At 42.5% G+C, this 21,529-nt stretch carries 23 protein-coding genes, 5 tRNA genes and 1 rRNA gene; 27 read left to right on the forward strand and 2 right to left on the reverse strand.

Features of this window, described 5'->3' with window-relative positions:
* The 10 genes from G590_RS0116720 to G590_RS21725 form a co-directional block, all read left to right on the forward strand.
* A 23S ribosomal RNA gene (locus G590_RS0116720) occupies positions 1-277 on the forward strand; the annotation flags it as partial.
* Positions 278-349: 72 nt separating this feature from the next.
* Positions 350-422 (forward strand) — tRNA-Asn (locus tag G590_RS0116725).
* Between the two features lie 128 nt (positions 423-550).
* A tRNA-Glu gene (locus G590_RS0116730) sits at positions 551-622 on the forward strand.
* 7 nt (positions 623-629) lie between these two features.
* Positions 630-703, forward strand: a tRNA-Ile gene (locus G590_RS0116735).
* Between the two features lie 57 nt (positions 704-760).
* Positions 761-833, forward strand: a tRNA-Val gene (locus G590_RS0116740).
* Between the two features lie 52 nt (positions 834-885).
* Positions 886-971 (forward strand) — tRNA-Leu (locus G590_RS0116745).
* A gap of 404 nt (positions 972-1,375) precedes the next feature.
* Positions 1,376-1,738, forward strand: a complete 363-nt coding sequence (locus G590_RS0116750; RefSeq protein ID WP_022766796.1) for a PBECR4 domain-containing protein — start codon at positions 1,376-1,378, stop codon at positions 1,736-1,738.
* Positions 1,739-1,779: 41 nt separating this feature from the next.
* On the forward strand, positions 1,780-1,980 hold the full coding sequence (locus tag G590_RS21990) for a hypothetical protein (RefSeq protein ID WP_442852349.1): 201 nt from the start codon (positions 1,780-1,782) through the stop codon (positions 1,978-1,980).
* A gap of 87 nt (positions 1,981-2,067) precedes the next feature.
* The gene (locus tag G590_RS20035) at positions 2,068-4,728 is read left to right on the forward strand and encodes a TOTE conflict system archaeo-eukaryotic primase domain-containing protein (RefSeq protein ID WP_242829793.1); all 2,661 of its coding nucleotides are present in this window, start codon (positions 2,068-2,070) and stop codon (positions 4,726-4,728) included.
* A gap of 20 nt (positions 4,729-4,748) precedes the next feature.
* The gene (locus tag G590_RS21725; protein ID WP_242829794.1) at positions 4,749-5,009 is read left to right on the forward strand and encodes a hypothetical protein; all 261 of its coding nucleotides are present in this window, start codon (positions 4,749-4,751) and stop codon (positions 5,007-5,009) included.
* 168 nt (positions 5,010-5,177) lie between these two features.
* On the opposite strand, the gene G590_RS0116765 is transcribed toward G590_RS21725, so the two are convergent.
* Positions 5,178-5,519: a helix-turn-helix domain-containing protein gene (locus tag G590_RS0116765; RefSeq protein WP_022766798.1), complete on the reverse strand. Its 342-nt coding sequence runs from the start codon at positions 5,517-5,519 to the stop codon at positions 5,178-5,180.
* Between the two features lie 105 nt (positions 5,520-5,624).
* Here G590_RS0116765 and G590_RS0116770 point away from each other — a divergent pair, with 105 nt between their 5' ends.
* The 16 genes from G590_RS0116770 (at position 5,625) to G590_RS0116850 (ending at position 17,480) form a co-directional block, all read left to right on the forward strand.
* Complete coding sequence (locus tag G590_RS0116770; protein WP_022766799.1) at positions 5,625-5,996, forward strand: hypothetical protein; 372 nt, start codon at positions 5,625-5,627, stop codon at positions 5,994-5,996.
* 304 nt (positions 5,997-6,300) lie between these two features.
* Entirely contained in the window at positions 6,301-6,492 is a 192-nt protein-coding gene (locus G590_RS0116775) for a hypothetical protein (protein WP_022766800.1), read from the forward strand.
* A gap of 224 nt (positions 6,493-6,716) precedes the next feature.
* Positions 6,717-7,196: a GNAT family N-acetyltransferase gene (locus tag G590_RS0116780; protein WP_022766801.1), complete on the forward strand. Its 480-nt coding sequence runs from the start codon at positions 6,717-6,719 to the stop codon at positions 7,194-7,196.
* Between the two features lie 30 nt (positions 7,197-7,226).
* Positions 7,227-7,625 (forward strand): DUF3795 domain-containing protein, encoded by a 399-nt coding sequence (locus G590_RS0116785; protein WP_022766802.1) that lies wholly within the window; start codon positions 7,227-7,229, stop codon positions 7,623-7,625.
* Positions 7,625-8,458 (forward strand): LD-carboxypeptidase, encoded by an 834-nt coding sequence (locus tag G590_RS0116790; protein ID WP_022766803.1) that lies wholly within the window; start codon positions 7,625-7,627, stop codon positions 8,456-8,458. The genes G590_RS0116785 and G590_RS0116790 overlap by 1 nt, the downstream gene beginning before the upstream one ends.
* Positions 8,459-8,590: 132 nt before the next feature.
* Complete coding sequence (locus G590_RS0116795; protein WP_022766804.1) at positions 8,591-9,664, forward strand: substrate-binding domain-containing protein; 1,074 nt, start codon at positions 8,591-8,593, stop codon at positions 9,662-9,664.
* Positions 9,661-11,160, forward strand: a complete 1,500-nt coding sequence (locus tag G590_RS20900; protein WP_022766805.1) for a sensor domain-containing diguanylate cyclase — start codon at positions 9,661-9,663, stop codon at positions 11,158-11,160. The genes G590_RS0116795 and G590_RS20900 overlap by 4 nt, the downstream gene beginning before the upstream one ends.
* A gap of 86 nt (positions 11,161-11,246) precedes the next feature.
* The gene (locus tag G590_RS0116805) at positions 11,247-11,819 is read left to right on the forward strand and encodes a chromate transporter (RefSeq protein ID WP_026494235.1); all 573 of its coding nucleotides are present in this window, start codon (positions 11,247-11,249) and stop codon (positions 11,817-11,819) included.
* A complete protein-coding gene (locus tag G590_RS0116810) occupies positions 11,816-12,376 on the forward strand; it encodes a chromate transporter (protein WP_022766807.1) in 561 nt (186 codons plus the stop codon). Before G590_RS0116805 ends, G590_RS0116810 begins: the two co-directional genes overlap by 4 nt.
* A complete protein-coding gene (locus G590_RS21450; protein WP_022766808.1) occupies positions 12,366-12,539 on the forward strand; it encodes a hypothetical protein in 174 nt (57 codons plus the stop codon). The genes G590_RS0116810 and G590_RS21450 overlap by 11 nt, the downstream gene beginning before the upstream one ends.
* Before the next feature lie 329 nt (positions 12,540-12,868).
* On the forward strand, positions 12,869-13,414 hold the full coding sequence (locus tag G590_RS0116825; RefSeq protein ID WP_022766810.1) for a GNAT family N-acetyltransferase: 546 nt from the start codon (positions 12,869-12,871) through the stop codon (positions 13,412-13,414).
* 23 nt (positions 13,415-13,437) lie between these two features.
* On the forward strand, positions 13,438-14,085 hold the full coding sequence (locus G590_RS0116830; protein ID WP_022766811.1) for an HD domain-containing protein: 648 nt from the start codon (positions 13,438-13,440) through the stop codon (positions 14,083-14,085).
* 67 nt (positions 14,086-14,152) lie between these two features.
* Entirely contained in the window at positions 14,153-15,934 is a 1,782-nt protein-coding gene (locus tag G590_RS21790; RefSeq protein ID WP_022766812.1) for an NUDIX domain-containing protein, read from the forward strand.
* A 17-nt stretch (positions 15,935-15,951) separates the two neighbouring features.
* Positions 15,952-16,440 (forward strand): NUDIX hydrolase, encoded by a 489-nt coding sequence (locus G590_RS0116840; protein WP_022766813.1) that lies wholly within the window; start codon positions 15,952-15,954, stop codon positions 16,438-16,440.
* Positions 16,441-16,488: 48 nt separating this feature from the next.
* Positions 16,489-17,001 (forward strand): DUF402 domain-containing protein, encoded by a 513-nt coding sequence (locus G590_RS20045; protein ID WP_242829795.1) that lies wholly within the window; start codon positions 16,489-16,491, stop codon positions 16,999-17,001.
* A complete protein-coding gene (locus tag G590_RS0116850; RefSeq protein ID WP_022766815.1) occupies positions 17,001-17,480 on the forward strand; it encodes a DNA-deoxyinosine glycosylase in 480 nt (159 codons plus the stop codon). Before G590_RS20045 ends, G590_RS0116850 begins: the two co-directional genes overlap by 1 nt.
* Before the next feature lie 35 nt (positions 17,481-17,515).
* Here the strand turns inward: G590_RS0116850 and G590_RS20050 are convergent, their stop codons facing one another.
* Complete coding sequence (locus G590_RS20050) at positions 17,516-19,291, reverse strand: hypothetical protein (protein ID WP_022766816.1); 1,776 nt, start codon at positions 19,289-19,291, stop codon at positions 17,516-17,518.
* A 133-nt stretch (positions 19,292-19,424) separates the two neighbouring features.
* Here G590_RS20050 and pbp4b point away from each other — a divergent pair, with 133 nt between their 5' ends.
* Entirely contained in the window at positions 19,425-21,527 is a 2,103-nt protein-coding gene (gene pbp4b / locus G590_RS20055) for a penicillin binding protein PBP4B (protein ID WP_081641122.1), read from the forward strand.
* Positions 21,528-21,529 lie beyond the last annotated feature (2 nt).

Here is a 21,529-nt window from a genome sequence, read left to right on the forward strand (position 1 = left end):
GGCGTAGGATATCTGAGAGGAGCTGTCCTTAGTACGAGAGGACCGGGATGGACGGACCGCTGGTGTATCAGCTGCACCGCCAGGTGCATAAGGCTGGGTAGCCACGTCCGGAAGGGATAAACGCTGAAGGCATCTAAGCGTGAAGCCCCCCTCAAGATGAGATATCCCTCCTTTATGGAGTAAGACCCCTTGGAGAGTACGAGGTTAGATAGGCACAAGGTGTAAGCACGGTAACGTGTTCAGCTGATGTGTACTAATAGGTCGAGGGCTTATCCAAAAAGCAAAGGTTAGAGACGGATCTAAGAGATTTCAGTGTTCGGTTTTGAAGGTACAAAATTTTTTATTATAATCCTCCTTAGCTCAGTCGGTAGAGCATTCGGCTGTTAACCGAAGTGTCGTTGGTTCGAGTCCGACAGGGGGAGCGATAGCACCTAACGAGGTTCTTTCGAGTTTGGTGCGTAGCCTGGATGGCCATTTGGCGAGGTCTTTTCGAGCCTAGTGGAGCAGCCAGAGCGATATGGAAGCACCGAAGCACGGTCGCTAACTCTTAGGCTCCGTGGTCAAGCGGTCAAGACATCGCCCTTTCACGGCGGTAACACGAGTTCGATTCTCGTCGGAGTCATTTATCAGGAGCTTTAGCTCAGTTGGTTAGAGCAACCGGCTCATAACCGGTCGGTCCCGGGTTCAAGTCCCTGAAGCTCCACTATGGTTTTTTAATAGTATATTGAAGAACCGCGTAATACCCAGTATTCATTAAAAAGGGGTCTTAGCTCAGCTGGGAGAGCATCTGCCTTACAAGCAGAGGGTCACAGGTTCGAGCCCTGTAGGCCCCATTAACGCGATATGTACCATGCATATCGCGTATTTTTTACCAATAAGGTAAATGCCGGCGTGGCGGAACTGGCAGACGCCCGGGACTTAAAATCCCGTGGGTAGTAATACCCGTACCGGTTCGATCCCGGTCGCCGGCAGTAATTGTATGTAGCTGTAAACTTAGAAAATATCTGGGGTTACAGCTCTTTTTATTTTGTTATACAAGAGGTTCAAATTAGTATAATTTGGGTTCAATTCAGATTGTATAAGCAAAGTTTTCAATATTAAGTTTTGAGTTTGTTTTGGACCACTCTGAACCAGGAACAGTATATCATAACAAAGATTTTATTTGACATTAGATGTTCAAAACAGTATATTATAGATAACAAATGACGTAGAGCATTTGTTGGCTATGAAATGTAAATCCCTACTGGCAGGGGGATACATGGAGCTTATGGGCGGGTTTAGTGTGACAACCGCGAGCCAGTTAGGCGTATGCTGAAAAGAAAACACTTATAATTAAAGCCTCGACGAGAGTCGAGGCTTTAATTATGGAGGTAATGTGGAAAATAAGATTAAACTTAATGCAGAAGCTTTTGAGAGATTACTTAATATAGAATACTATTTTTGTTTGGCTTATAAAGGAAAAGGATTTGAAGTAAGAGTCAGATTTGCAGAAGAGGATTTCCATCATCTTGAGGGAATAGGACAGTTACGTGACTTGCAAATTCATAGTGAGAGTGGAAATGTAACATTTGATAAAGCACTGGATGGTATGATAACACAAGTACAGTTGGAGAAATCAAATTTCTTTGAAAAAAGCTATGTTCAGAACAAGATAGATTATTTACACCTTTTGGAACGCGCTTTTGATGAAAACAGGGTTGTTTTTAGATTTAGAAATGAGCAAAGCAAGTCTAAATAGAATCTGAATTATTTTTAAACACCTTAGTAGATGGCCAGGATATTTATGTCTATTTAGATATGGTTGCAGGGACAGAAAATGAATATTTTTGCAGATCATTCGTTGCTAATCCAGATTTTGACAGAACTGCAGGTCAGACAAAGCTTACTACTTTATGGCAGGAGAAGATTGATTTATGTACAGGTGAATCACATGTGATATATAGATACAAGAACTTTATTCCTAAAGATTTAAAGAAATGAGAGAGGCGTAGATTACGCTTCTCTTTTTTGATATATTAAGGCTTAAGAATCGTAAAAAACATGTTTTAAGGACTATAGAGGTGCAAAATGCAGCTGGAATCACATGATTTGAACTCGTTAAGAAAATTAGTGAGAAATCTACAGGATGAAAATGAGAGACTAAAAGCACTTTTAAGGAACAATAATGTGCAATATGATTCCGAAAATGCTTTTGATGAAGACGTCATTAGTACTGACGTATATGATCCTGATCAAGGGGCAAGAATCATAAAGTATGCGATAACCAGTGATATGGCAAAGTTTTTCTTTTATATGTTCCACGGAAGAGAGGATGTTTATGCAAAGCGTGGAAAAAATGGCGGATACTTTCCGCAATGCGATAATAGATGGAATCGTATTTGCCCGAAGAACAATGATGCTAAGACTTTTTGTGATGATGATTGTCCATATAGAAGATGGAGAAAAATTGAACTTGAAGTAATCGAAAACCATCTTTTAGGTAAAAAGCCTGAATGCGATGATGTAATTGGAGCATATCCTCTTTTTACAGATAATACATGTAGATTTCTTGTGTTTGATTTTGATAATCATGTTAAAGATTCCTATAGAACAGATGATGCTAATGCAGATGATCTTTGGAAAAGCGAGGTTGATGCTCTAAGGAAAATTTTGAAGTTGAATAATATTGATGCACTTACGGAAAGATCCAGATCCGGAAGAGGTGCTCATATATGGATCTTTTTTGAGAAACCTATTCAAGCTTCTTTGGCAAGGAGCTTTGGTTTTGCTCTGTTGGATAGAGGTGCTGTTTCAATTAATATGCCGTCTTTCAAGTATTACGATAGAATGTATCCCTCACAGGATGTGCTAAGTAAGATTGGGAACTTGGTCGCACTACCGTTACAGGGGCGAGCATTAGAAAATGGCAATAGTGCTTTTATTGATGAAAATTGGAATGCATATCCGGATCAGTGGGAAACATTGAGGAGCATAAGGAAAATTCCGGAGCAGGAAATAATTTCTTTTATTCAGAAATGGAATGAAGGTATTAGTTCTTCCGTGGCAATCACAAAATATGCTGATAAGCAAATTCGTCCTTGGAAAAGAGAGGAGAAGTTCAACAGTTCTGATGTAGTAGGAAATGAAATCCATATTGTATTGGATGATGGAATATATGTTGATGCACTTAATCTTTTACCTAATATACAGAATCTGATTAAGCGTATGGCAACAATAGACAATCCGGAGTTTTATACAAATAAAAGGCAGGGGAGATCTAATTATTACAATTTTAAACAGATTTCATTATGGAGTGAAAGTGAAGGTTATATCAAGATTCCGAGGGGAATGTATGATAAGTTAGAGGCCAAGTGTAAGGAATCAGGAATAAAATGTGATATTACCGATAAAAGACAATTCGGCAGACCAATTAGAGTAAGTTTTAACGGAACGCTTAAGGAACAGCAGGAATATGCTGCTGCCAGATTAGAAAAATATGAGAATGGAGTTTTATGTGCGGCGACGGCATTTGGGAAAACTGTTCTCGCAGCATATATGATTGCAAAAAGAAAAGTTAATACTTTGATTCTGCTTCAAAATACTGAGTTATTGCCACAGTGGATAAGCGAGTTTGAAAAATTCCTTGTTATAGATGAAAAACCTCCGAAATATCTAACTAAATCGGGAAGAGAAAAAGTAAGAGAAAGTGTCTTTGGCACATTACAAGCGGGCAATGATAAAACCACAGGAATAATTGATTTTGCTTTGGTTGGTTCAGCGTATCATAAGGGAGAATTCTTCAAAAATATAGATTCTTATGGAATGGTTATCTTTGATGAATGCCATCATGCTGCGTCTAAGCAGGCTCAGGCAGTTCTGAATCGTGTTCGAGCCAAGTATGTATATGGCCTTTCTGCTACTCCCGGAAGAAGTGATAAGCTCGATGATATTGTATTTATGATGCTTGGACAGATAAGGCACAACTATACTGCTAAAGAGCAAGCCGATGAACAGGGTATTGAACGTCTTTTAGTACCGCGTTTTACAAGAGTTGTAAATGTAACTGGAGAAGATCTTGATATTATCAAAGCAGATAAATTGATTGTTGATAGCACAGTGAGAAATGAACAAATCAAAGAGGATGTAAAAGCAGCTATTTCCTTAGGTAGAACACCTTTGATTCTGACGAAGCTTAAAAGACATGTAGATGTTTTGAAAGATGTGCTAAAAGATTGTGCAGATCATATTTTTGTTATCTATGGCGATAATAGCAAGAAAGAAAACACTCAAATCCGTGAGGTGATGACTAGCACTCCTTCTAATGAATCATTGATATTGATAGCCACAGCATCAAAGGTAGGAGAAGGTTTCAATTTTCCGCGATTGGATACTCTTATGCTCGCTGCTCCTGTAAAATATGAAGGTCGCCTGACACAGTATGTAGGTAGACTAAATAGAACATATGAGGGCAAGAAAGATGTGCTTGTTTATGATTATGTTGATAGTCACATTAGGTTTTTTGACCGTCAATATAAAAACCGACTAAAGACATATAAAGAACTTGGTTATAAGATTTATACTCCTCAAGGCCAAACGAAACAGGCAGCTAATGCTATATATGATAGGAAAGACTATGAAGAGGTCTTTTTTAGAGATTTGATTGAGGCAGATAAAAATATTGTTATTTCAAGCCCAAAGCTTATTCGAAGCAAAGTGTTAAAGCTTGTATCTTTGCTAAACCAAGGCTAGAGGAGGGGATAACAGTTACTGTGATAACCATGGATCCCAATTCTATTGGTTATGAGGATGTCATAGAAAGCTCTTTACTAGTGGATGAACTATGTAAAGGTGGCATAATCGTTAGAAAAACTGAAACTGTTGAAGAGTGCTATGCTGTTATTGATAATCAGATAGTATGGCATGGCGGTATGAACCTACTTGGAAGAGCAGAAGCCTGGGATAATCTTATGAGGGTTGAAAATAATCAGGTTGCAGCTGAATTGTTAGAGATTAGTGAAAAGAGGCTATAGGCTCATGCCTAAAGAACAATATGCACTTATGATGTATATCTATAACTAGGTTCAGAAATTTAAGTAAAACCGCCAACCTCCTTTCCATCAGTGTTTGAAAGGCGCAGGAAAGTTCGATCCCGGTCGCCGGCAGTACGAGAGAAGCAGTGATGCTTCTCTTTTTTGTGTTTATTTATCTTGCTGAGTCAGTTTATTAAAGTATTCTAATAACCTTTTTTCTAAGGATTTATCCTTCTGGAGAGAGTTTACAAATGAAAAGAGTTCTGGGTCTTCAGATGAAGAAATCGTTATTGTACTTGGATTTGGATCATCTGTTAAGCCATAAAGATAGTCAGAAGTAGTGTTGAATGTTGACGCTATGAAACATACTGTTTGGAATGATGGCTCCCTTTGCCCATTTTCATAGCGCCCGTAACCCATTGCAGACATGTTGAGTTTTCTTGCTGCTTCAGCTTTGTTCATGCCTAATTGTTCACGAATTTGGATTATTCTTTCAGCTTTGAATTTCATATGTACCTCATTTTACTATTGACAAGTAACCAATGGTTATGTATTATACAATAACCGATGGTTATATTATAACCTAAATTATTCATTTATCAAGGAGGAATAAAAATGGGATGTTGGATGATTGGGGCAGGTGAATTAGAGATAATTCCTGCGCCAGATGAGACATTGATCAAGGAGTACATAAAGTTTTCAAATAGGGTCAATCCGTATGAAAAAATGGATGAAAACTTTCCAAATCCGTGGTTTTTTAATGAGGATAATCGATTAGAGTCGATAGCTGGTAAATTTGCCGAACCTTCTGTCTGGTATGACTACATAAAGAACTTTTTTGAGGCGCTAGGTTATAAACTGGTTGGTGAAAAGCAAATAGTGGGTGAATGTGACCCTGGAGTAAACTTCTGGGAATTGGATGATATTCAGTACAAGAAGTATAAAAAGTGGAAAGAGAGGATTCAGGATTATGAATTGGGAGCATAAAAATGTGCAATGAATTTTCTATGAATTATCTCTTTATATTCTTGACTTAAGGTTTTGGTTACAATACTATAATCTTAACAGCGGACACTTGAGGTTCGTTTGAACGTTGAAATCAAAGAGGGTTCTGGAACGCTTTCTTTGATGGAGTTCTAGGTGGGTTCGATAAATAACCACAAACCAGATAGGATTATCCGAAAGAAAATTATCTAAAAGACCTTGTAGCCAAAATACAAGGTCTTTATTTTTTTGGACAAGCATCAATGCAGATTATCTGATAAACAATCATGAGAGATTTGAAAATCTTATGCTATATAAGAAAAGTGATAATCTGGCAGGGATAATATTTATCAGTGAAATGTCTATCTTTTCTTCTGAGGCAAGAATGAATGACTACACAGTTGGACAGACACAGTATACAGTTCTTAAGGTTGAAAAACGCGACAAGGTTACAGGTACTGCGACACCTGTATTTACACATAGAAACTATAAAGAATAAAGTAGTTTAAACACATTTGATGTATATCCACAACTAGGTTCAAAAGTGGGGTCAGAAAATAAAGTGAAACTGCCAGCCTCCTTTCCATCAGTGTTTGCAAGACGCAGGAAAGTTCGATCCCGGTCGCCGGCAGTAAGAGAAGCAGTGATGCTTCTCTTTTTTGTTGCTTTCCTGTACTATAGAATAATCTAATATAGGATTCATTTACATACGGAGAAATAATAATGAGTGTAATGAGTGTAACATTTGATACAGCTAACAATAAAGATATTTCAGAACTGATCAGGCTTCGAATTGCATATATAATGGATGATTACGGTTCGATCTGTGAAGCTGATAAACATGCTATGGAAGTACAACTGCCGGACTTTTTTGAGAGAAAGCTTGGTAAAGATCTTATTGCTTTTGTAGCAAGAGCTGATGGACAGCTGGTTGCGACGGCATATCTTTTGCTCATTGAAAAACCAGCAAATCCATCTATGCAAAATGGACTGGTTGGCGAAGCCCTGAGCGTATTCACTGAGAAAGAGTATCGTGGACAAGGCATCAGTACGCGCTTAATGAACGAGGTAGTAAACTATGCCAAGGAGAATCACCTGTGTTATATAGACCTGAAGGCTACAGAAGAAGGTTATTCTCTCTATAAAAAGATTGGCTTTGAAGAAAGAAATCAGAAGTATAAGGATATGAGGCTGAAACTGTAGTATGTTTTTGACTAATCTGGGGAGGAAGCGATGAAAAGAGAACTTGGAATAGCTCGTTGCGGATTAGCATGTTGCCTGTGCTCGGAAAATGTAACCTGTAAGGGATGCAAACGGGATGGCTTTATGGAGCTGTCCTGGTGCAAGGATGCCGAGTGGTGTGAGGTTCGCAGGTGCGGTATTGATAAGAATTTGAACGGATGTTATGAATGCGAACCGGCGAATTGTCGCAAAGGTTTATATGCAGACAAGATTAAAGCAAGGGCATTTGCGGAATATGCACGAAGATTTGGAGTAGAAGAGCTTTTGGATTGCCTGGAACGCAATGAAAAGGCCGGTATTGTCTATCATCGCGAAGGAATCATTGGAGACTATGATGACTTTGATGATTTAGAGGAACTGATAAGCTATATAAAAACAGGGAAAAGATAATGAAAATTGGTATTTCAGCCTGTTCAAACGGACATTTGCCGGAGTGGCAGGATCAGATAACTGAACTTGAACAGGTTCTTAGCAACATGGATATTGAAACAGCTCTTTCACCGCATATTATGAGAACTATAGATGAATATAGCGGAACTGATAAGGAAAGAGCTGAAGATCTCATGAAGTTTTATGCTGATGATGCGATAGATGCAATCTATGACATTTCCGGCGGAGACTTGGCTAATGGAGTGTTAAAATATTTAGACTATGACGCCATAGCCAAGACCGATAAGACTTTTTGGGGATATAGCGACCTGACAACTGTTATCAACGCCATATACACAATGACGGGCAAGCCGGGAGTTCTTTATCAGGTAAAAAATATAATCTGGTCATGCAGAGATGTTCAAAAGCAGAGATTTTCAGATTACATTTCAGGTAAGAATAATGACCTGTTTGATATAAAATACAGCTTTTTGCAAGGAACAGCTATGCAGGGCGTGGTTGTGGGTGGCAATATTCGTTGCCTTACTAAGCTTGCAGGAACAAGGTACTGGCCTGATATGAATGGTAAGATATTGCTTCTTGAGGCACTTGGTGGAGAATCCGGGCAGATAGGAACTCTTTTTAACCAATTGGATGATATAGGTGTGTTTGACCAAATATCAGGTGTATTGCTTGGAACTTTCACGGGTTATGAAAAGGCAGGGCTATCGCTTTCTGTATATGACCTTTTGAAAATGCATATATCGGATGCACTTCCAGTGGCATGTACAAGAGATATAGGACATGGCCATGATGCTAAGGCTATCATGATTGGAAAAGAATACAGTATTTAAGAGAAGCAGGAATGCTTCTCTTTTTTATATCAATCTTTTATATATATTTAAGAATAAAAACTAGCGGAATATAGTATTATTTAAGGTAGACAAATATTTATAATGATAATTATGCCTTCAAGGAGGAATGCTTTGTCTGAAAAGATTAAAAATATATTTCGCAAATTTCTGATAGTAGCTTTTTCTCTTGTGCTTGCAGGTACCAGCAGTGGATTTTCTACGAATGCAGAGATAAATGAAGACAGTACAGATACTGAAAATGTAGTGGATTTTGAACATAGTCTCGATGATTATGTACCTGCCAAGAAGAGATACAACTTTTATTTTACTTATAAGATAGTTCATCCGTGGTGGGATGCTGTTGCCCTTGGAATGGAGGACGCTCAGCAGAAATATCTTGATAAGGGCATAGTCATTACTTATGAGTATATGGCTCCGGATGCAGCTTCTTATGAGGATCAGATCAAAAGGTTATTAGAGGCCGAGAAAGGTAATTATGATGTAATCGGAGTTGATGTGGCAGATGAGGAGAAGATAACTCCTGTACTTGATAAAATGATGGCTGAAGGCAATAAGGTCATGACGTTCTCCAGCTCTGATGCAGCTCCTTATTGCAAGAGGATTGCTTACGTCGGGAATACCCATAACTATCAGGATGGAGCAGATTTAACTGAAGCTCTTTGTAAAAAACTTGGCTACAAGGGTAAGGTGGGTATACTCGTTGGTAGTTACGGTGCTCCATGCCATGAAGACAGAGCAAAGGGAGCAAAAGACACTATTGCCAGATATACGGATATGGAAATAGTTGCGGTTGAATATGATCAGGACTCCATTGATATGGCATATGATCTGGCTAAGCAGATGCTTGGGGACAATCCTGATATTGCAGGTTTTGTATGTTGCAATATGAGTAATCCTGTCGGAACAGCCAGAGCGGTTACCGAGCTTGGAAGCAGTGCAGTGATTGTGGGAATGGACCATGATCAGGAGGCGCTTCATTATCTCAAGGATGGTGTTATCTATTGCCTTGGAGTGCAGGATTGCTATTCGATTGGCTTTGACACCTTACAGGTTGCGGTGAAAATTGCAGATGGAAATTTGCCGGGAGATCTTTTCCCGGATAAGACTGATGAAAGTACAACCATCATTTATCAGGAAGATGCGGAAGCAATGCTTGAAGTCTTATATGGAGATGCTTCGCAATGAAGAGCAGGAAGATTACTGAAAAGGCAGTGATAATAACTGCGGCGATAGGTGGTGTTCTTATCTTGATAATGCTGATCGCCAATACTTATTGGGCTTCCAGGCAGGCTATATCGTCTACAAATGAGGCAGTTTCTGCTGTAAGTGCTTTTTATCTCGAATCGATGGCAGACAGACGAGCCAAGACAATTACAAACCTGATCAACAATAATTTTGACTACATGGAAAAGGCTGTAAGTGTCATAGATGATGAGAAGATAGAATCGCAGGAGGATCTGCGGGCAGCCATTGGTAGGATGAAGAGGCTTTTGTCGCTTAGCCGTTTTGCGCTTGTAGATGAGGATGATATAGTTTATACGCAGTACACCACATATACCGGCCGAAGCAGGCATCCGTTCCTTGCGAATAAGACATTGGATGGCAGAATGATAAGCACTGTTTTTCGTTATGGTTCGTCCAAGGATCTGTGTCTGGCAATCCCGATAGATATCAAGATAATGGGCAAACAGTTTAAAGCATGTTTTGTCCAGATAGATATTAATGACATAGTTGGCCTGCTTGCTTTTGATGATCAGGAAAGTACACATTTTGCGCTGTATTCGGAAAATGGCGGAAATATATCAGAAACAGAACTTGGCCAGTTTATTGGAACAAAAAATATTTTTGACGCCACAAACGGTAATGTTTCCGAGGAAAAGTGGAATTCATTCCGTGAAGATTTTGCAAACGGAAAAAGAGGAACGCTGACTTTTACCATAAATGACGTAGTTGATACAATATGCTATGAACCTGTGCCTGAAACCGGATGGGAGCTGGTTGTAATGATCCGTGAGAGCGTTATTCAGGATCAGTTTCAGGAGATCAGCAAAAAGAGTCTTACCGCTAATCGTAGGCAAATATTATTCATCCTTGTAGTGGCTTCTCTTTTCTCGGCGATATTATTCTACATGATGAGGCGTGTTGCCAACGAGAAGCTGAAAGAAGAAAAAGAAAACAGTAAAGCTTTCAAGAGCATGGCAAATACTGATTCACTTACGGGAGTCAGAAACAAACATGCCTATATGGAAACAGAAGCCCAGTTAAACAGCTGGATTCGTGAAAGAGCTGTTGATAAGCTTGCCCTTGTAGCATGTGATATAAATGGTCTTAAGTATGTCAATGACACGCAGGGACATGCTGCCGGTGACCAGCTTATCAAAGACGCATGTGCTCTTATCTGTAATGTTTTCAGTCATGGTTCGGTTTACAGAACAGGTGGTGATGAGTTTGTAGTTCTTTTGTCCGGAAAAGGCTTTGACACCAGAGAGGAAACAATTGCCGAGTTTAACAGGCAGGTGGAAGGAAACATCAAGGAAAACGGGGTTGTTGTTTCTATCGGTTATACAACGCTACAGCCGGATGATGAACAGGTACATGACCTGTTTGAACGAGCGGATCATATGATGTATGACCGCAAAAAAGAATTGAAAAACATGGGAGCAAAAACAAGAGAATCGTAGCAATACGGTTCTCTTTTTTGTTTGTATCTTGTACTATAGAAGAGTATGTAAAAAATGATTGGAAAAAAGATAGAAAGGCTATAGTCATGCCTATACTTATTGAATTATTTTTGACCTTCGCCAAGATCGGACTTTTTACTTTTGGCGGAGGGTATGCGATGCTCTCGATCATTGAGAACATCTGCGTGGAAAAGAAAAACTGGATCACTCATGATGAGATGATGAATGTCACGGTTATTGCGGAGTCGACGCCCGGGCCGATAGCGATAAACTGTGCCACCTTTGTTGGGTATAAAAAAGGCAAGGTGCCCGGGGCTGTTCTGGCAACGCTCGGCGTGGTGTTACCTTCTTTTATCATAATCTTTGCTATATCTATGTTCCTCGAGGGCTTTCTGGAGATTACGTGGATCGCGCATGCTTTTCAGGGAATCAAGATTGCTGTAGGTATACTGATACTTGATGCGGCGCTTAAGATGATAAAGAAGATGCAGAAAAGGCCCTTGCAAGTGGGGATTCTTATCGTTACCTTTGCTGTGCTCATGCTTGTTAATGTGCTGAAGATACATGTGTCATCAATATTAGTTATGCTGGCCTCTGCACTTGTTAGCCTGGCTTTCTTTCAAATTGATAAATTCAGGAGAAAGGAGGGACAGGTATGATCTACCTTGATCTTTTGATTGGATTTCTGGAAGTGGGACTGTTCTCCTTTGGCGGCGCATATGCAGCGATACCTCTTATCAGAGATGTAGTGCTGGCCCACGGCTGGATGGATGACGAGATGATCTCTTACATGATAGCTGTCAGCGAGAGTACGCCGGGGCCCATCATGGTGAATCTTGCGACGTACATCGGAAGCAATAAAGGCGGTCTCTTGGGAGCTGTGATTGCAACGACAGCGGTCGTACTTCCTGCGTTCTTCATCATACTGATCATACTGGGGCTGGCGAAGAATTTGTTAAAGAACTCTTACGCCCAGGCAATACTGACGGGGCTTAAGTCCTGCGTTATCGGTGTCATTCTGGCAACCGGGGCATATATGATTCTTGGCAACTGCGGGGTTACTAGTGAGAACGGTATCGATATCACAGCAATCCTCATAACCTGTGGCCTTGCGATAGTATATTACGGCATGAGAAAAGTAAGGAAAAACGGCATATCACCTATTGGCTTGATATGCATCGCAGCAGTAGTAGGAGTAGCGGTTTATGGAATATAAGCTAATTGACAATCAGCTAAAGGCTGAGGATTTTATCAAGCTGAAGGTTTCAGCGGGCTTTCGAGAAAGACCTGCAGAACTGGTAGAGAAGGCTCTTAAGAACAATCTTTACGATGTGGTTGCTGTGACCGATGGAGAAGTCATCGGAACAACAAGCACATAGAGCGTTGACGGCAATTTGTTGACGCTATTAAGTGTGTAACAGTCATGCTAAACAGAAAAAATCTTAAAAACATGACTTTCGCTTTACTGGCAGTCATGTTTTTTGAGAAATTTGATCTGAGCATGACTTTTAGAGGGGACAAAAGTCATGTTATTTGCAAATTTTCTGCAGAGCATGACTGCGGAGTCATGCGTATTGGATTTTTTCTGTAGCGCATGACTTTTGGAGGGTGTAAAAGTCATGTTTTTTGCAAATTTTCTGTATGGCATGACTGGAGCAGGAATTGAAGTATCTAATAAGCCATTACTTTTGGCTAAGGAGGAACAATAATGATATTTGAAGAAGAAAAGTATACTTTGGGGAAAAGAGATATCGTACTGCGCAGCGCTCATGAAGATGAGGCTGACATGCTCATAGATTATCTTAAGACAGTTTGCGGAGAAACTAACTTTTTACTGGTTAATCCGGATGAAGTTAAGTACACAGTAGAAGATGAGATCAAGTTCATTAAGAGCCATAACGAGTCTGAAAATGAACTTGTAATGTGCGCTTTTGTAGACGGCGTATATGCAGGAAACTGCTCTTTTACCAGCAGAGGAAGCAGCAGAAGAGCCAGACACAGAGCGGACATCGGGATAGCTCTTTTCCAGAAGTATACAGGCTTCGGCCTTGGCAGACTGATGCTCGAGAGGCTGATCCAAAAGATAAAAGACTGTGGCTATGAGCAGGCAGAGCTTACAGTCGTGAGCGGCAACGACAAGGCATATCATCTGTACGAGAGCCTTGGCTTCAAGGAGTGCGGACACATGCCGAACGCCAACAAATACGACGACGGTTCTTACAGTGATGACATCTATATGGTTCTGAAGTTTTGAAAACTAAAGTTGGGGAGCAAAGCATGAACACAGAATTGATAACGAAAACCGAGAATTTCCTCAAGCAGAAATTCGATGGCAGCGCATATTTCAAAGACCATCCGGATGAGAAGGCCTACAGGCTTGAGCATTCATACAGGGTTGCGAATATAGGAAAAGAGATTGCCGAGAAGGAAGGCTTTGATGTAACTGAGATGGTGATGGCATGTCTTTTACATGATGTGTCTTACTGCGAGGACTTCGACGATGATGGCTGGAAGGACCATGGGAGAAACGCAGCTAAGATAGCGCGTCCATTCCTGCAAGAGCTCGGATTGCCTGAAGACAGGGTGAATGACATGTGCTACGGAATTGCGATACATGTAGATGACGAGGCCGATTTTGAGGGTGAGAGAACTCCTTTTGCGCTGTCGGTAGGGGACGCTGACAACATCGACAGGTTTGATGCATACCGTATTCATGAGATGCTAGTGCATGATAAATTTCTGGAAATGAGTTTTGAGGAAAAGACAGAACTTGTTAATACCAGGATCGAGAAGCTGGGGAAAGCGATGCAAATGGAGCTTGGCACCAAAACAGCAGAAAAGATCTGGTCTGAGCGAATCGCATATTACATCGGTTTCTACGAGAAACTGCAGAGACAATTCAGTAACAGCACAGCCATAAATTAAAGTGTTGACTTTGACGTAACGTAAAGGCATAGAATCAGAAAAAACAGGACAAGGAGAGGTATGAAAGATGAGGTATACAGCTGGGGAATTGGCTAAAAAACTTGGTGTTTCTGCGCGTACTGTAAGATTCTATGATGAAAAGAAATTGCTGCGTCCGTGTGAGTACTCCGAAGCCGGATACAGACTTTATGACGAGGACAGCGTTGTCCGCTTGCAGAAAATCCTGATGCTCAAGTACATGGATTTTTCACTGGAGCAGATATCTGAGATGATGAAAGATGACAGCTCCGACATGCAGAAGTCCTTGAAGGAGCAGGAAGCGCTGCTTCTGGATAAGAAAGAGCACATCATAAGACTTATCGATGCCATCAGGAAAACAAATGATTCCGGGGATGATGAGTTTTGGGATAACCTCCGCCATGTCATCGAGCTTACAAGAGACAGGGAAGAAGTCATTGAGCAGTACAAGAGCGACACTAACCTGAAAAAGAGAATATCCATTCACGATTACAGCACCGCCGACACCGAGTGGTTTCACTGGCTTTTCGAGAGGGAGAAGATAAAGGCGGGGATGAAGATCCTGGACATTGGCTGCGGAGCCGGAACATTTTGGAGCCGCGTGGCAGATCTTTTGCCGAAGGACCTTGAAATCCATCTGGTGGATTATTCGGACGGAATGCTCGCAAGTGCAAGAAATGTGGCAAAAGAGATCCTGGATAAATATCCTGAAAAGAACCTTCGCTTCGTTGTTGAGAAGCGCGATGCCACGGATTTCTCGTATCCAACATCGGGCTTTGATCTTATCATGGCAAACCATATGCTCTACCATGTGGCGCGCGAGAGCAGGCTTGAATTATACAAAAAGATCAGGAGCCTTCTGGCAAAAGGCGGAAGGTTCTCCTGCACGCTTATCGGGCAGCAGCACATGCGCGAGCTCCACGACTTTATAGGTGAGTATTATCCAAGTGTGAAGTTTCCTTCAAGCGGTTTTGATATCTGGCTGGAGACTGCCAAGGAAGAGCTTGATCCCTATTTTAATGTTATGTCTGTTGAAGAACAGAAAAATGATCTTTATGTACCGGACGAAGAGTTGATCCTTAATTATGTTGCTTCTTATTCTGAGGAAGCCAGTAAACTGGTAAATGGCAACAAAGAGTCTTTTTACAAGCACGTTCAGTCCAAGATGGATGAAGACGGATATTTCTTCATCCATAAATCAACGGGCGTTGTTATGTGTAAAGCTGATGAGCCTGAAACGGGCGATAAGAATGCGGCTTCAGAAACTGAGCAGACAGCGCCGGATGATGCGAACGTGGTACTACCTGAAAGGCTTGAGCGCACAACCATTTACGAAAGCGACTACGTGTGCCTTTACACCGACAAGGTCAGGCTCCCCAGCGGACAAGTGATCGATAAGTACCATCAGATCCACTACCCGCACGAGGCAGTCAGCATCGTCATATTCAACGAGAAGAATGAGATACTGATGATCAGGGAAAAGAGATATACCGTGCACCGACTGGAATGGGAGATTCCGGCAGGCCGAATTGAGGACGGCGAGACAAAAGAGGAAGCGGCAAGAAGAGAAGCTATGGAAGAGACCGGCTGCACTCTGAAAGACCTGAAATTCCTGGGCTCACAGAACCCGACTAACGGAATGTCAGACTGCACATGCCACGTATTTGCTGCCAGGGTTGATTCCGAGAGCAGCATTGAGGATGTGGACGAAGTTGCCTACAAGCAGTGGATGAGCGTTTCAGAGGTAAAAGAGCTTTTGAAGGAAAACAGGACAAAGGACGGCATTTCAATTCTGGCAATACTGTTCGCGCTGGAGTTTTATGAATATTGACATTGGAGATATGGGTAATGAATAAAGACATGACAGTAGCCTGTGACACAGGCCTTATCAATATAAGAGTTGGCGCGATCATTTTAAAAGACGGTAAGTTCCTCATGGTCGGAAATGACAGAGCTGATTACCTGTACTCTGTCGGAGGCAGGATTAAATTTGGTGAAACAGCTGAGGAAGCGGTTGTCAGGGAAGTTTATGAGGAGACCGGCATTAAGATGGAGATAGATCGTCTCGGATTTGTTAATGAGAACTATTTCTATGGCGATGATGAAATGAATTTAGGCAAGCTGATATATGAGATCTCATTTTTCTTTTACATGAAGGTGCCTGATGACTTCGAGCCGATTAGCTCGAGCTTCACCGAGGATGATCACAAAGAGTTTCTGCGCTGGGTTGCATCTGATGATGAAATCACTGTTTATCCTGAGTTTTTCAAGACCGAATTACAACATCCGGAGAATACTGTAAAACATATATTATCTGATGAGCGAAGAAAGGTGTGATTACTGCGTATGTACAGATGCAGATTAACTTATGACGAGTGGAAGGCGATGATTGAGAAACATAGGGAAGGTGTATTTGAGAATTCATCCGATTTCAAAGGCTATGTTGGCTTTCTTTCTATAGATGAGGTTTCTCAGAAGCAGGTATGGAATTACAAAGAAGATAAGATAACCGTTTGCGACAGTGGCTACAAATGGCTTACCATCATGCCGAAAGATGATTATTACTGTATCACAGTTATGATGGACGGAGAGTATAATGTAAAGGTCAGTTACATTGATATGATCGACAGTCAGGGAATTGATGATGACGGCGTGCCTTTCTTTTACGACTGTTACCTTGATCTCGTGGTTTACCCCGATGGCTACGTAAAAGTCGATGACAGAGATGAGCTTGATGAAGCGCTTGAAAATGCAGACATAAATAAAGAGCAATACGACAGAGCTCTGGACACTGCGGATAAGCTGGTAAAAGAGCTTTTAGACGACTATGACAAGTTCATGAATTTTGTCGGTCGCAGGCTTGAGTTTTTCAGGACTCATCGTGAGGATAGGAAATAATGATAGTACACCCGATTGAACCCGTTTATGACAAGGATTCCAAAATACTGATCTTAGGAAGTTTTCCTTCTGTGAAATCCAGGGAGGAAGGCTTCTTTTATGGGCACAAGCAGAACAGATTCTGGAAAGTGATATCTGCGGTTTTTAATGAAGAAGAGCCGAAGAGTATCGAGGAGAAGAAAGCTCTTTTGCTAAGAAATCATATTGCGCTCTGGGATGTGATAAAGTCCTGCGACATCATTGGTTCATCGGATTCCAGCATCAGCAACGTGGTCCCCAACGACCTTTCGGTTATCCTTGACACGGCAGACATTGGGGCAATCTACGTCAACGGTAAGACAGCGCTTAAGTATTACGAGAAGTATACACAAGCTTTGGTCAGAAGACCTGCCATCTGCCTTCCGTCAACCAGCCCCGCGAACGCAGCCTGGAATATGGATAGGTTGCTGGAAGCATGGAGCTGCATCAAGGCAGAGTAGTTGCTCTTTGTTGCAATCTGTGGCAAAAGGGCAGGTTACCTCCACTGCCCGTTTTCATAATCCAGCACTTTCGCAGTCTGTCCGGCACTGAGAAGTGAATCTCCGGCTTCATTGATGACGCACTTAAGACCCGGGAATCCGTTCAGATATGCAGTGATCGCATTGTGCACATGAACACCCTCTACATCGGGAACTTCCATGGCGCAGTACATAGGAATAGTGTTATCTCTGTTGTACAGATAGATACCAAGTCCCGTAGCGGAAAAAGAGCTGACATCTTCCGCAACCTTAAACGAAGCATATCCGAATCTCTTGCCGTCGGGATTGATCCACTGTCCTCTGCCCGGCACATCGTAAGGAACCTCGCTCTGATACATGATGCAGGTTCCGTCATTACCGTTCCACATGGTCTGATAGCCGTTGAAATGCTCAACCATCAGAGCGTACATTTTAACACCTGAGCCATTTATGATGATGCCGTTTTCGCAGGTGTTCATATCCCATCCGACGTTGTCGCCGTGATCGGCTCTCCACACCCAGAGGTTGTCGCCAACGACGTTATCGAGATCAACAACAATGCATGTCTTTGTCTTGCATGGTCCATCTGAAGCGATGCCGCCGACTCTGAAATACACATCCGCAAGAAGCGAAGGCTTCGCGTCCTCCACAGCACCCTCCACAGCGCCCAAATGAACCAGCGCCTCAGATTCCTCAGTTCCTGCATCAAACAACAGCCCGGCCAGAATAAGATCATCTGCACCATCAGAAACTACGCATTCATTCCCGGCAGCAGAGCGCAGCGTAGCCAGGCCTATGCCCATAACAACAGTTCCTGATTTCTGTACTTTAAGAGCTTCATCAAGCTCATACACCCCCGGTGTGAACAGAATATTCTTCCCATCATCCAGTGCCTCATTTATAGTCTGCGCTGTATCCACATTCTCTTTTGCTACATAAAAATCATCAAGGGAAATCACCTTGCCTTCCGAAGAACCTTCATCATCCCAGCCAAAAGACACACTTCCTTCTTTCCACTCGGGAACATAAACTCCAAATCCATCCTTCTCATCATATACAAGAAATGGCTTTTCCCGCACGATCGGTGTCTCTTCAACAGCAGTATAGGAGGCTTCCGGCCAGGTTTCCACAGGCACTCCGCCCGGCTCATCCCCGAGCATCACGATGTTCCAGTTCTGTCCGGTCCATGAGCTGTAGCTGTTATTTCTTGAGAGCCACTGCTGCTGCGTACCCGAATCCACGAGCCCGACCACCTTGGAGTCTGCAAGGAATCCTCCGCTGGCCCATCCGTATTCATCGTGAAGAGTGAGATTTCCGTCAACCTGAACCCTTCGCATACCTGTAGCCTGTGATACTGCCCATACCGTATCCGACTGCATCTCAATATTCTCAATGCTGCGCCAGAAATTACAGGTTGCATTGTGCAGCCCCTGCGGATTTGAAAGCCACCTGGCATAGGTGTTTACAGCCGAAATCTTCGTATCTGTCGGAAGAGCTCCGAGCCCTGCAAGCTCAGTATAAAAGCCTACATTAGCAGAAACATTGTATTCTCCCGGCATGAAATAAAGCGCATACCTGTTATCATCAAATTGCGCAGCCTCCTGCATACTGTAAATATGATCCAGAGTTTCCTGAACAGCACTCGCCTCATCCTCAGGCGTAAATATATAAACATTATCCCCTAATATATCAGTGTGATAGTCTTTGATTTCCATTTTTTCTTTCCCGCATCCTGTAAAGATTCCCGTCATCGCAACAAGCCCCAACAAGAGCAGATATTTCTTTTTAAACATAAAAAACATCCTCCTCCTCATACAAGAATAGTGAGAATGAGCCGCGTATGATAGGGGACATTTTTCAGTTTGGTGTCGTTTATATGGTAAACTAAATAATGAAAAGAAATATCCACATCGGAGGAATACTGAAATGAGTCATAAAAGGTTAATGGCTGCAACCATGGCTATCATACTGGCTGCCGTTACATCAGCCTGCGGCGCTGAGGTAAAAGAGCCTGTCCAGCCGATAATTGAAACGGTAGAAAAAGAAACTGTCGAGGAACCTGCGCAGGATACTGCCACAGATATTGAAACCGGGCAGCAGACAGATCAGACTAAGCAGGGGCAACAGGATCAAGAAAACTCTGCCGGTCAGAAATCCGATGAAACCAATATACCATCAGGCCCCTTAAAGCCTGAACTTGTTGCAGGCGCAGCCCCAAAGCTTCCGATCAGGATCAGCTTCCCGGACTGGAAGGGCTACACCGACAATACACTTGCAATGAACAGCATGTACAGCTTCTATGGCTACCACGGCCAGGGAGAGCTCTTTTTAACAATATCGGGCAGAGTTGAGAGCTTTGATATGTTTGTCAACGGAACGCCGGTTGATACTTCGGAAGTAACATCACTCGGCGACTGGAAGGTAGATATTTCCTCCGTTACCAAGAATGGAGAAAATACTGTGCAGGTATCAAACATAGTTCCTTCAAATGAGAAGGAAGCTGTGATAGTTTCTATTCCTTATCCTGAGGTGATAAGCGGAACTCCGGAGGAAGAGGGTATTCATTCCGAGGCACTGCAGCTTATATCTGACCTCATTGAGACAGACATCGAAAACGGATTTACAAGTGCGCAGCTTTCTGTCGTGCGCAACGGAAGACTTATATATGAGAATGCCTGGGGCAAGACCAACACATATCAGCCAAACGGCCTTCCCAACACTGAGAGTCCAAACGTTACTACAGATACACTTTACGATCTTGCTTCCGTAACCAAGATGTTTTCGGTTAACTACGCTCTTCAGAAACTTGTGACTGACGGCGAAGTTGACCTTGATGACAAGATCACCAAATATCTCGGAGATGAGTTTGTAACCGAAACCATTCAGGTGACCGTAGACGGTAAGGGCGACCCCAAGGATCCAGCGACCATTATCGACCTTGATACGATCAAGAAGTGGAAGAGCGAGCTGACTGTCAGAGAACTTTTAAAGCACCAGGGCGGATTCCCGGCAGACCCCAAGTACTGTGCACCAAAGCTTTATAAGAACGGTCTTGCACCCGGCGAGGATTACCCCGAGAACCCACTTTTTGCAGGAAATGTGCCGGGTGAGGAGACCAAGCAGGTCACTGTTGATATGATCCGCAGAACACCTCTTGATTACGAACCGGGAACCAAGACGGTATACTCCGATGCAGACTACATGATCCTTGGTCTCGTGGTAGAGAAGGTAACAGGCCAGGACCTTGATACTTATCTTAAAAAGACCTTTTATGAGCCGATGGGGCTTACACATATCACATACAATCCTCTTAGGAACGGCTTTTCAAAAGACGATTGCGCAGCAACGGAATTAAACGGAAATACCAGAGACGGACTTCTTCATTTTGACGGATACAGAACGGAGACTATTCAGGGCGAGGTCCATGATGAGAAGGCCTTTTACAGCATGGACGGTATCAGTGGCCATGCAGGTCTTTTCTCCAATGCCACTGACCTGGCAAAGCTTGCGTCTGTAATGCTTACGGGAGGCTACGGCGAGAACAGTTTCTTTTCCCAAAATGTAATGGACATGTTTACTTCGCCAAAAGAAGAGGATGCAGCGAACTGGGGACTCGGCTGGTGGAGACAGGGCGAAAATCAGAGAGTATGGTACTTCGGAACCCAGTCAGGCTCCGATACCTTCGGCCATCAGGGCTGGACGGGAACTATCGTGATGATAGATCCGGACAGGGATCTGATCATCGCATACCTTACCAACAAGAAGAACTCCAGAGTGACAAGTACGAAAGCAGATGCCAACAAATTTGACGGCGACTGGTACACATCCGCTACCCTTGGATTTGTTCCCGAGATCATGTCCATCGGGATGGATACGGATGTTGATATTTCTGCTCAGCTTAAAAGCCTTACACAGGATATGGCGGTAGAAGCCAAAAAGCTTCTTCCTAAGGGAGTGTCAATTGACAGTAACCATCCGGCTGCGAAAAGTGCAAGGAGCAAACAACAGCTCGCTGAGCTATACAAATAGGC

Source organism: Butyrivibrio sp. XPD2006 (genome assembly GCF_000420865.1).
Lineage (GTDB): Bacteria > Bacillota > Clostridia > Lachnospirales > Lachnospiraceae > Butyrivibrio.